Consider the following 542-nt stretch of genomic DNA (forward strand, 5'->3'; position numbering starts at 1 on the left):
GCTGCGCCGACCGCGATCAGCTACTCGTGCGGGCGCGTCAATGGCTGTACAAGAACAAGCTGGTGATCGTGCACGAGCGGGCAATTCGGACACTGATTGCGGCGGCACTTGCCCAGCTTGAAGTTGAAACAGGCACCGCCATCGCCGCCAGCGTTGATCCAGCAACACTTGATCGCTGGCGAGCCTCAGTTTCAGAGCTGCGCCCAGATGGACAAACCCAGCAGAGTTGGCTATGGGCTGCACCGGCGAAACACTCAACCCGCCAAATCAGCGAGGTACTGGAGCGCATCGACCTGCTTTACACGCTGGACGTTCATAAGCACCTGGCAGACATCCCCGATCTCATCTTGCGCCGCTACGCGCGCCGACTTGTCTCCAGGCCGCCTGAAGTCCCCTTGAAAACCTGAACCAGGTGGAAGTAGAGAATCCAACCCCACGGAGTCTCTACATGAAGAAATCCAGATTCAGCGAAGCTCAGATAGTCGGCATCCTCAAGGAGGTCGAGCTGGGCGCCAAGGTCGCCGAGACATGCAGGAAGCATG

Annotated in this window: 1 protein-coding gene and 1 pseudogene; both read left to right on the plus strand. The window is 58.7% G+C overall.

Annotated elements, in window-relative coordinates:
* Positions 1 to 401: pseudogene (locus BN2503_RS19195) on the plus strand (Tn3 family transposase); the annotation flags it as partial.
* A 47-nt stretch (positions 402 to 448) separates the two neighbouring features.
* The coding region (locus BN2503_RS20435; protein ID WP_148639799.1) for a transposase at positions 449 to 542 on the plus strand (94 nt) is incomplete at its 3' end.

The organism is Paenacidovorax caeni, from assembly GCF_001298675.1.
GTDB lineage: Bacteria > Pseudomonadota > Gammaproteobacteria > Burkholderiales > Burkholderiaceae_C > Paenacidovorax > Paenacidovorax caeni.